Origin of the sequence: Undibacterium sp. RTI2.2 (genome assembly GCF_035018705.1) — a bacterium.
Lineage (GTDB): Bacteria > Pseudomonadota > Gammaproteobacteria > Burkholderiales > Burkholderiaceae_D > Undibacterium.
In genome coordinates this window covers 1-9,133 of record NZ_JASJXN010000069.1, presented here as the reverse complement: position 1 = coordinate 9,133, position 9,133 = coordinate 1, and the positions used below count along the sequence as shown (strand labels likewise).

Genomic DNA, 9,133 nt, shown 5'->3' with positions numbered 1-9,133 from the left:
CTCCTTTCTCATCTATTTTGCGCTTCTCGCAATAAAATTACTCTCCGGTGTTTCGTTTTGCAAGAACCTCTATTGATTTGATTAATCCGGCTCAGGTCAAAGTAGTGATGCCAGGGCCAGTAGCAGAACGATTGGCTGAGAAAATAACATTAACAGCGACAGCAGCGTCAATCAATAAAGTTTATTTTGTACAAAAAAATAGTAAAACGTCCTCAATAACAAGCGGCTTAGATCAACAAGTGATGGAGAAGTTCTCTCTGGAGGATGCTCACCCCGCGATAGTACCTGGCTTGGATTTGGAAGCTGTACGCAGTAATTTTCAGCGAAGTGAAAAGAAGCGCAATTATAATGTCATAGCGCAAATACCGATGACTCAACAAACAATGACGCTGGAGTCGAAATTGGCAGCCGACATTAATGATGCTCACCTCGAAGACTGCATGGTGGCGCACCCAGATGGTCAAGCCTTAGGTAATGTTAGGTTTGTTGGCTTGCTAACGGCGATTCCTTTAGCGGTGAGTGCGGTTAGTGGTAAAGGCTGTAAGTGGTAAATGAGGTAAGTAGCGGAGAACTAACGCCATTTTTTAGAAGCTCTTTTCTTAAATGAGCCCTCCAATGATTATGCGCCTCGCAGGCCAAAAACACGCCAGAAGCCGCATTATCATTGGACAATCAAATTACATACTTTAGAAGAACAACTTCTGCAATTCCAGTCCCGGATTTTCTGCCCGCATAAATGCCTCTCCGACCAAGAAGCCGTGGACGTTGGCATCACGCATGCGTTTGACGTCGGCGCTGCTCATGATGCCCGATTCGGTGATGACTAATTTGTCTGACGAGATGCGTGGCAATAAACCGATCGTCGTATCCAACGTCACATCAAAGGTGCGCAAGTTACGGTTGTTGATCCCTAATAAATTAGTGTTTAGTTTTAATGCGGCGTCGAGTTCTTCACCGTCATGCACTTCTACCAGTACATCCATGCCTAGCTCATGCGCGCAGGCTTCGAGTTCTGCCATCAGGCCGTGATCGAGTGCCGATACAATCAATAGAATACAGTCCGCGCCCCAACTGCGAGCTTGATAGACCTGATAAGGATCAATCAGGAAGTCTTTGCGCAGAGCGGGAATGCTGCAAGCCGCCCGCGCTTGTTTTAAATAATCGGGCGCCCCCTGGAAGAACTGTTCATCAGTCAACACAGACAAGCAAGCTGCACCGTGGTCTGCGTAACTGAGCGCGATATCAGCAGGTTTAAAGTCGGCGCGAAGTATGCCTTTGGACGGTGAAGCTTTTTTGATTTCAGCAATCACACCTGCCTGACCAGCGCTGATTTTATTCCGCAAACTGGCTTCAAATCCGCGCAACGTTGCACGTGCTTCGGTATCGCTTTCGACTTCGCCACGCAGGCTGGCATACGATTGGTATTTTTTAGCAGCAGCTACTTCATCGACTTTGACTGCCAGAATTTTATTCAGAATATCTGACACGATTACGTCCCTTTACCTAGTTGCTGTGTGACCTGCACCAATTGCTCTAGCTTGGCGAGAGCGGCGCCGGAGGCGATAGCTGCCTGTGCTTTTTTGACGCCATCGGCGATGGAGTCGGCGATGCCCGCGCCGTACAGTGCGGCACCGGCATTCAAACTCACGATATCAGTCGCAGCCCCAGGTACGTTGTGCATGACTTCCATAATTTTAGCTTTAGATTCTTCCGCACCAGATACTCTGAGCTGACGATTGGAGACCATGTTCAGACCAAAATCTTCTGGATGAATATCGTATTCGCGGATTTCGCCATTCACCAGTTCGCCAACCATAGTGGGGGCGCCGAGCGAAACTTCATCCATATTGTCGCGTCCCCACACCACCAGCGCATGTTGTGCACCGAGACGTTGTAATACGCGGACTTGAATACCGACCAGATCGGGATGGAATACGCCCATCAAAATATTGGGTGCGCCAGCCGGATTAGTCAGTGGTCCAAGAATATTAAATATCGTTCGCACGCCAAGTTCTTTACGTACGGGAGCGGCATGCTTCATCGCGGCATGATGATTCGGTGCGAACATAAAGCCGATACCAGTCTGTGCGATGGATTGAGCAATTTGTTCTGGCTTCAAATTGATATTTACGCCCAGAGATTCCAATACGTCTGCACTACCGGAGGATGACGATACGCTGCGACCACCATGTTTGGCGACACGCGCACCCGCTGCGGCAGTCACAAACATCGATGCGGTAGAGATGTTAAAAGTGTGAGCGCCGTCCCCACCTGTACCGACGATGTCGATCATGTTCGTGGTATTTGCCAGCGGGACTTTGGTCGAGAACTCACGCATAACCTGCGCTGCTGCGGTGATTTCTCCTATGCTTTCTTTTTTCACCCGCAGACCCATGGTCAGTGCGGTGATCATCACAGGAGACATTTCGCCACCCATGATTTTGCGGAACAGATACAGCATTTCGTCGTGAAAAATTTCACGGTGTTCGATCAGCCGGGTCAACGCTTCTTGTTGGGAGATGGTCATCTTATTTTCCGATCAAAAAGTTTTTCAACAGCGCGTAACCATGCTCAGACAAGATCGATTCAGGATGGAATTGCACACCCTGTAAATCAAATTCCTTATGGCGCACACCCATGATTTCGCCGTCCCCGGTCCAAGCGGTGACTTCCAGACAAGCGGGTAAGCTTGAACGCTCAATTGCCAGTGAGTGATAGCGCGTGATGGTGTAAGGACTAGGCAAGTCGCTGAACACGCCAACACCAGTATGTGCAATCGGAGAGGTTTTACCATGCATCACTTGTTTAGCGCGGATGATCTTGCCTCCAAAAGCGGCACCTATACTTTGATGCCCAAGGCACACCCCAAGGATCGGAAGTTGACCGGAAAAGCGTTCGATCAAAGGCACCGAGATGCCAGCCTCATGCGGTGTGCAAGGGCCGGGAGAAATACAGATACGATCGGGTTTCATCGCGGTGATTTCATCTAGCGTGATTTCATCATTGCGATAGGTGCGGACCTCTTCGCCCAACTCGGCAAAATATTGCACCAGGTTGTAGGTGAAGGAATCGTAGTTGTCGATCATGAGTAACATTTATATCTCCCCGTCTAGGCCATCTTGCACTTGTTCTGCCGCGCGTAAAACAGCGCGTGCTTTATTTTCGGTTTCTTGCCATTCCATTTCTGGCACGGAGTCGGCGACGATCCCCGCAGCCGCCTGCACATGCAGCATGCCATCCTTTAAAACACCAGTACGTATAGCAATGGCCAAATCCATTTCGCCGCCGAAGGATAAATAGCCACAAGCACCACCGTAAATGCCACGCTTGGTAGGCTCTAGCTGATCGATGAGTTCCATGGCTCTGACCTTGGGCGCACCAGATAAAGTGCCGGCAGGAAAGGTCGCTTTTAGCACATCAAGATTGGATAAGCCATCTTGCAGAATGCCTTCGACATTCGAGACGATGTGCTGTACGTGGGAGTATTTTTCGATCACCATCTGATCGGTCACTTTGACGCTGCCGGTTTTGGCGATGCGGCCCACGTCGTTGCGTGCGAGGTCGATTAGCATGACGTGCTCGGCGATTTCTTTCGGATCTGCTAGTAACTCTTTGGCGAGTTGTGCGTCAAGCTCCGGCGTATTTCCGCGTGGTCGTGTACCTGCCAGCGGGCGTATTGTGACTTTTTTATTGCTGTCACTGAGTTGTTCGTTACGTACTAAGATTTCTGGTGACGCACCGATGATTTGCATATCGCCAAAATTGTAGAAATACATGTACGGCGATGGATTCAGCGAGCGCAATGCGCGATACAGTGACAGCGGCGAATCGACATAAGGCTTGCGGATGCGTTGACCGATTTGTACTTGCATCAGATCGCCAGCCATGACGTATTCTTTGGCTTTTTCGACGGCTTTGAGGTAATCAGCTTTGGCAAAATCACGTATCGATTCTGTTCGGACCGATGCGGATGTGACGGGAGCATCAACACTACGGCGCAACATCGCGCGTAAATCGCGCAGACGCTGTCGGGCTTTGGACCAGGCTTCGGGTTGAGTCGGGTCGGCATAGACGATCAAATATAATTTGCCAGAGAGATTGTCGATGACGGCGAGCTTTTCAGTCACCAATAATTGAATATCAGGTAAGCCAAGATCATCTTTTGGGGTGCTGTGTTGTAAGCGCTTTTCGACATAGCGGACAGCGTCGTAGCCAAAATAGCCTGCCAGACCGCCGCAGAAGCGAGGCAAACCGGGGCGCAGTGCGACCTTGAAGCGGGATTGGAATTCGGCGATGAATTCGAGCGGATTTCCCTCTACGGTTTCGATTACTTTACCGTCTTTGACGACTTCGCTGCGGTTGCCGTAGCTACGCATCAAGGTGTTGGCCGGCAGACCGATGAAGGAATAACGTCCAAAGCGTTCACCTCCCATCACTGATTCCAGCAGGAAGGTGTTCTTACCTGTGTTCTGGGTTTGTGCCAGTTTCAGGTATAGCGTTAAGGGCGTTTCCAGATCCGCAAATGCTTCCGCGATCATAGGAATACGGTTGTAGCCTTGCGCGGCCAACGATTTAAATTCGAGTTCGGTCATGATGTGCTTTCAGCCGCCTCTATGCAATTCGAGGATGAAGGCGGATAAGACTAGATGAAAAAAACGGTTTTAGGCACATGCTCAAGGATAGGGCGAGCAGACGCCTGCGCGGAATCAGGTAGATTGCCAGCGTCGCCATAGCCAGGCCTCAAACGAGCCTAGTGTGATTGCGAAACGTTTTATAGTAAGGAACATTCTTAGGTGGTTGAACGTTAGTTGAATTTGGGGCGAATCTTTACTGAATCTTATGTAGAAATTAGCTTAGCTGCTTCCAATAAGTTTTGGACTATACCATCAGTGTCAATATTTTGTATAGCTTCGCCATGGTTGTAGCCGTAGGGTACATGCAACACCGGGCAACCTGCTGCACGTGCGGCCTGGGCGTCGTTTGAGGAGTCGCCAATAGCCAGAACTTGCGCAGGCGGTAAATCAAAATCAGCACACACTTGTAGCAGCGCCATCGGATCGGGTTTTTTGCGCGGGAAAGAGTCGCCGCCATAGACGATCTCAAAATAGCTGGCTAAACCTTTCTTTAATAGCAGCGGCGTGGTGAAGTTGACGGGTTTATTAGTGACGCAAGCCATGCGTAATCCAAGGCTGCGCATGGCTTCTAATCCTTCAATTACGTTGGGATAGAGCTTGCTGTAGTCGCCGTTAATGGCAAGATAATGGCGCTGATAAGCAGCCATTGCTGCGTCAAAATGAGTGGCGATTTTCTCCTGATCAAAGTCGACCGCCAGCACTCTATGGATCAGATTCTCCGATCCTTTTCCGACAAAATTGGTAATGGTGGTGATGTCTAAAGGCGATAGCGATAGTTCGGCGCGCATCCGGTTAATCGCAAGCAGAAAATCTGGCGCGGTATCGATCATGGTGCCATCGAGATCGATGATGACGGCTTTGATATTTTTCAGCATAAAATAATGAAATAAGACGTCCAATAATTCTGGGGCTTCCAGCCCGATATTGGTCTGGGAGCCGCAGAATGATTGGACACTATGTTTTATAAATATTTACACAGTCGCCAATTCGGCGCGCATGGCATTGATGACTGCGGTGTAATCGGGTTTGCCGAAAATTGCAGAGCCCGCAACGAAGGTGTCGGCTCCCGCTCTGGCGATTTCGGCGATATTGTCGATTTTGACGCCACCATCTACTTGCAACAAAATATTGCGGCCCGATTCATCAATCAGCCTTCTGACGGCAGCGATCTTTTTCAATGTGTGTGGAATAAAAGACTGGCCGCCAAAGCCGGGGTTGACGGACATCAACAAAATCAGATCCAGCTTGTCCATGACATTTTCTAAGACTTGCAAGGGTGTGGCGGGATTAAAGACCAAACCTGCTTTACAGCCACAATCACGGATTAATTGCAGGCTGCGGTCGATATGTTCTGAACCTTCAGGATGAAAGCTGATCAGATTTGCACCCGCTTTGGCAAAATCAGGAATAATGCGGTCAACAGGTTTTACCATCAGGTGCACATCAATTGGTACTTGCACATGAGGGCGAATTGCTTCGCAGACTAAAGGCCCTATCGTGAGATTTGGCACATAATGATTGTCCATAACGTCAAAATGAATCATGTCGGCGCCAGCGGCGACAACATTACGGACTTCTTCACCCAAACGGGCAAAATCGGCTGAGAGGATGCTGGGGGCGATACGATAAATAGTCATGGCGTGTGTGTCATCAATAAGCATGCAGTTGGGATGCGCTATTTTACTCTGATGGCTCTCGCGATTTTGTAAGATGCGAACTTGCGTCAGGTTTATTAGACCAGCCGGATGAAAACTGATGAGAACGTGTAAGCTGATCGCCTGAAAATCAACCAATCGAAAATTATTTAAAGAAAACTATGTCCGCTTACGAAATGAGTGTTTCCGTCGTCACAGAATATGTTGCTGAGCAATCGAATCCCGATCACAACAGTTTTGTCTTTGCTTATAAGCTGACGATCAAAAATATTGGTACCGTGGCAGCGCAAGTGATCGCGCGCCATTGGATTATTACCGATGCCAATGATTATATTGAAGAGGTGAAAGGGCTAGGCGTTGTTGGCCATCAACCATTTTTGCAGCCGGGACAAAGTTTTGAATACAGTAGCGGCAGTCAGTTAAAGACGCCGCAGGGGAGTATGAAGGGGAGTTATTTTTGCGTAGCAGAAGATGCGCATCAATTCGAGGTAGCGATTCCTGAATTTGTCTTATCTTTGCCACGCACCTTGCATTGACTTTATTTTTTTGATTCTGGCTCTGATGCCGTTATTGATTCTGGTTCTAGCTCTGATTTTTGTTCGACCTTAGTCGGCGGTACACGAGGTCTTTGCCCTTGGAACATCGTCCACCACACAATAAAAATTAATAAACACATCGCCAGACAAGCTTCTAATCCTAATAACCACATTTTGTTTTCCTCATGTTCAAACTTTCCGCCATTCTACCCCTGACCGCTGTCGCTGTACTGCTGGCAGCGTGCAACTCGACACCGATCAAAAAAGTACCTGTACCGGCGGTGACTACACCACCCGGTAGCGCTACTACCGTTGTTATCCCGCCTATTGCGACCAAGCCTAGCGACTTATTTAAGCCAGTCAGTTTTAATGATGTGCCGGGGTGGCAGCAAGACAATCTGGCCGAAGCCTGGCCAGCTTTTTTAAGTTCATGTTCAGCGTTACGCCATAAACCGGAATGGAAAGAGCCTTGCACGATCGCTAAAGATGTTGATGGAAAAGATAACGGTGCTGTACGGGTATTCTTCGAAGCATTTTTCACGCCGCATCAAGTGTTTAATCCAGATGGTACGAATGAAGGTCTAGTGACGGGGTATTACGAACCTTTATTGCGTGGTTCTCGAAAACGTGGCGGCGTCTATCAAACCCCGTTATATCGTACTCCGCCGGACTTGCTGACGATAGATTTGTCTAGCGTATACCCAGAGCTTAAAAATATGCGTCTGCGTGGGCGCTTGGTCGGGAGCAAAGTGGTGCCTTATGCGTCCCGTGCTGACAGCCTACCGGCGTTGGCTGGCAAAGAATTGGTTTGGGTTGACGATGCAATTGACGCCTTCTTTTTGCAAATCCAAGGTTCTGGTAGAGTAGTTTTAGAGGATAACAACGAGACTATTCGCCTCGCTTATGCCGACCAGAATGGCTACCCTTATAAGTCGATAGGGCGTTATTTAGTCGATAAGGGTGAACTAAAGTTAGAGCAGGCTTCAGCCCAAGGGATTAAAGAATGGTTAATAAAAAATCCGGCTCGACAAGATGAATTGTTGAACGCCAATCCGAGCGTGGTGTTTTTCAAAGAGGAAAAAATTGCTGATCCTAGTATCGGACCTAAAGGTGCTTTAGGTGTTCCTTTGATTGGGCGGCGATCTATTGCGGTCGATGCGCAATTTTTACCGCTTGGCGCACCGGTATTCTTATCCACGACTCAGCCGAATAGCAGCAAGATTCTTCAGAAGCTAGTGATGGCACAAGATACTGGCGGTGCGATTCGTGGCGCTGTGCGGGCAGATTTTTTTTGGGGTTTTGGTAACGAGGCAGGTGAGCTAGCCGGTCGCATGAAGCAGCGCGGTATGCTGTGGTTGCTATTGCCTAAGTCAGTGAACTAATTTTTTTAAATAAATCAGGAGATTATATGGAATACCAAAATATCATCGTTGAGACCAAGGATAAAGTCGGTGTCATTACTTTAAATCGGCCCAAGGCACTGAATGCTTTAAATGACCAATTAATGGATGAGTTGGGCTTTGCTTTAAAAGCGTTTGATAAAGACGAGACCATCGGTTGTATCGTCATTACTGGTAGTGAGAAAGCGTTCGCTGCGGGTGCTGATATCGGTGCGATGGCGAATTACTCTTATATGGATGCTTATAAGAACGATTACATTACGCGCAATTGGGAGCAAATACGTCAAATTCGCAAACCGGTGATTGCTGCCGTAGCAGGTTATGCCTTGGGCGGTGGCTGTGAGTTAGCAATGATGTGCGATTTTATTATCGCTGCAGAAAATGCCAAATTCGGTCAGCCGGAAATTAAGTTGGGGACTTTGCCTGGAGCTGGTGGAACCCAGAGACTGCCACGGGCGATTTCCAAATCTAAAGCGATGGACATGTGCTTGACTGCGCGGATGATGGATGCGGCTGAAGCGGAACGTGCGGGCTTGGTCTCTCGAGTTGTGCCGTTGGATAAATTGCTAGAGGAGGCATTAGCAGCGGCAACTGTGATCGCCTCAATGTCTTTGCCGATCGTGATGATGGTAAAGGATTCCGTCAATCGCGCTTATGAAACAACGCTGGCAGAAGGTGTGCAATATGAGCGCCGTTTGTTTCATAGTAGCTTCGGTACGGAGGACCAGAAAGAAGGAATGAAAGCTTTTATAGAAAAGCGTCCAGCCAACTTTAAGAATCAGTAAGCTATTCTATTAATTCAAACGATTTATAAAATATGAATGGAAAGCGCTTGCCAAAGGGAGGGGATGTTTGCTATAGTTCGGCTCCCGTCGAGAGGCGGGGAAATAGAGGTAGAAAGACAGTGA

General features: G+C 48.4%; 11 protein-coding genes. 4 read left to right on the top strand and 7 right to left on the bottom strand.

From position 1 onward, the window contains the following. Positions 1-47 precede the first annotated feature (47 nt). The gene (locus QN395_RS20410; RefSeq protein WP_322120105.1) at positions 48-551 is read left to right on the top strand and encodes a hypothetical protein; all 504 of its coding nucleotides are present in this window, start codon (positions 48-50) and stop codon (positions 549-551) included. 135 nt (positions 552-686) lie between these two features. On the opposite strand, the gene trpC is transcribed toward QN395_RS20410, so the two are convergent. The 6 genes from trpC to rpe form a co-directional block, all read right to left on the bottom strand. Continuing rightward, positions 687-1,487 carry an indole-3-glycerol phosphate synthase TrpC gene (gene trpC, locus QN395_RS20405; protein WP_322120104.1) on the bottom strand — a complete coding sequence of 267 codons (801 nt, stop codon included), beginning with the start codon at positions 1,485-1,487 and terminating at the stop codon, positions 687-689. Positions 1,488-1,489: 2 nt separating this feature from the next. After that, positions 1,490-2,527, bottom strand: coding sequence for an anthranilate phosphoribosyltransferase (gene trpD, locus QN395_RS20400; RefSeq protein WP_322120103.1), 1,038 nt, complete (start codon positions 2,525-2,527; stop codon positions 1,490-1,492). A 1-nt stretch (position 2,528) separates the two neighbouring features. Next, positions 2,529-3,095 (bottom strand): aminodeoxychorismate/anthranilate synthase component II, encoded by a 567-nt coding sequence (locus tag QN395_RS20395; protein WP_322120102.1) that lies wholly within the window; start codon positions 3,093-3,095, stop codon positions 2,529-2,531. Then, on the bottom strand, positions 3,096-4,592 hold the full coding sequence (gene trpE, locus QN395_RS20390; protein ID WP_322120101.1) for an anthranilate synthase component I: 1,497 nt from the start codon (positions 4,590-4,592) through the stop codon (positions 3,096-3,098). Between the two features lie 245 nt (positions 4,593-4,837). Then, on the bottom strand, positions 4,838-5,509 hold the full coding sequence (locus QN395_RS20385) for a phosphoglycolate phosphatase (protein ID WP_322120100.1): 672 nt from the start codon (positions 5,507-5,509) through the stop codon (positions 4,838-4,840). A gap of 96 nt (positions 5,510-5,605) precedes the next feature. Next, positions 5,606-6,271, bottom strand: a complete 666-nt coding sequence (gene rpe, locus QN395_RS20380; protein WP_322120099.1) for a ribulose-phosphate 3-epimerase — start codon at positions 6,269-6,271, stop codon at positions 5,606-5,608. Positions 6,272-6,450: 179 nt separating this feature from the next. On the opposite strand from rpe, the gene apaG reads away from it, so the two are divergent. After that, a complete protein-coding gene (gene apaG / locus QN395_RS20375; RefSeq protein ID WP_322120098.1) occupies positions 6,451-6,825 on the top strand; it encodes a Co2+/Mg2+ efflux protein ApaG in 375 nt (124 codons plus the stop codon). A gap of 2 nt (positions 6,826-6,827) precedes the next feature. On the opposite strand, the gene QN395_RS20370 is transcribed toward apaG, so the two are convergent. Then, positions 6,828-6,998: a hypothetical protein gene (locus QN395_RS20370; protein WP_322120097.1), complete on the bottom strand. Its 171-nt coding sequence runs from the start codon at positions 6,996-6,998 to the stop codon at positions 6,828-6,830. Positions 6,999-7,010: 12 nt separating this feature from the next. Between QN395_RS20370 and QN395_RS20365 the strand changes: the two genes are divergently transcribed. Beyond that, positions 7,011-8,207 carry a murein transglycosylase A gene (locus tag QN395_RS20365; RefSeq protein ID WP_323492888.1) on the top strand — a complete coding sequence of 399 codons (1,197 nt, stop codon included), beginning with the start codon at positions 7,011-7,013 and terminating at the stop codon, positions 8,205-8,207. Between the two features lie 26 nt (positions 8,208-8,233). Next, positions 8,234-9,010: an enoyl-CoA hydratase gene (locus QN395_RS20360; protein WP_322120095.1), complete on the top strand. Its 777-nt coding sequence runs from the start codon at positions 8,234-8,236 to the stop codon at positions 9,008-9,010. Positions 9,011-9,133 lie beyond the last annotated feature (123 nt).

Bases quoted from the DNA above. Each gene is read 5' to 3' on its own strand.
- trpD (WP_322120103.1), bottom strand. From the start codon at position 2,527: ATGACCATCTCCCAACAAGAAGCGTTGACCCGGCTGATCGAACACCGT.
- QN395_RS20395 (WP_322120102.1), bottom strand. From the start codon at position 3,095: ATGTTACTCATGATCGACAACTACGATTCCTTCACCTACAACCTGGTG.
- trpE (WP_322120101.1), bottom strand. From the start codon at position 4,592: ATGACCGAACTCGAATTTAAATCGTTGGCCGCGCAAGGCTACAACCGT.
- QN395_RS20385 (WP_322120100.1), bottom strand. From the start codon at position 5,509: ATGCTGAAAAATATCAAAGCCGTCATCATCGATCTCGATGGCACCATG.
- rpe (WP_322120099.1), bottom strand. From the start codon at position 6,271: ATGACTATTTATCGTATCGCCCCCAGCATCCTCTCAGCCGATTTTGCC.
- apaG (WP_322120098.1), top strand. From the start codon at position 6,451: ATGTCCGCTTACGAAATGAGTGTTTCCGTCGTCACAGAATATGTTGCT.
- QN395_RS20370 (WP_322120097.1), bottom strand. From the start codon at position 6,998: ATGTGGTTATTAGGATTAGAAGCTTGTCTGGCGATGTGTTTATTAATT.
- QN395_RS20365 (WP_323492888.1), top strand. From the start codon at position 7,011: ATGTTCAAACTTTCCGCCATTCTACCCCTGACCGCTGTCGCTGTACTG.
- QN395_RS20360 (WP_322120095.1), top strand. From the start codon at position 8,234: ATGGAATACCAAAATATCATCGTTGAGACCAAGGATAAAGTCGGTGTC.